3 tRNA genes are annotated in these 392 nt (G+C 45.7%); all 3 read left to right on the forward strand.

The features are described from left to right. Nucleotides 1-89: 89 nt before the first annotated feature. Nucleotides 90-162, forward strand: a tRNA-Val gene (locus tag DWY93_RS07710). A gap of 16 nt (nt 163-178) precedes the next feature. Then, nucleotides 179-251: transfer RNA gene (locus DWY93_RS07715), tRNA-Thr, on the forward strand. Nucleotides 252-279: 28 nt separating this feature from the next. Then, nucleotides 280-361, forward strand: a tRNA-Tyr gene (locus DWY93_RS07720). Nucleotides 362-392: the final 31 nt, after the last annotated feature.

A 392-nucleotide genomic window follows, 5' to 3' on the forward strand; every position in this document is an offset into this window, starting at 1 on the left:
TGTCACGGCGGAGGTCGTGGGTTCGAATCCCATCCGGGTCGCGCATACATTTAGGTTTCCAGTATGTATGTAAGTATTATTTAAAATTTGGGGTCTTAGCTCAGCTGGGAGAGCATCTGCCTTACAAGCAGAGGGTCATAGGTTCGAGCCCTATAGGCCCCATTTTTAGACAGTACATGCCGATGTGGCTCAATTGGCAGAGCAGCTGATTTGTAATCAGCAGGTTATCGGTTCGAGTCCGATCATCGGCTTTAGTTTTAAAAACTAAATAATTCTTATGGGCGGATTCCCGAGTGGCCAAAGGGGACAGACTGTAAATCTGCTGCAACTTGCTTCGGTGGTTCGAATCCACCTCCGCCCATTAAATAGGTATTGATTTTTCGATATTTATT

Source organism: Clostridium sp. AF28-12 (assembly GCF_003435225.1).
GTDB lineage: Bacteria > Bacillota > Clostridia > Lachnospirales > Lachnospiraceae > Pilosibacter > Pilosibacter fragilis.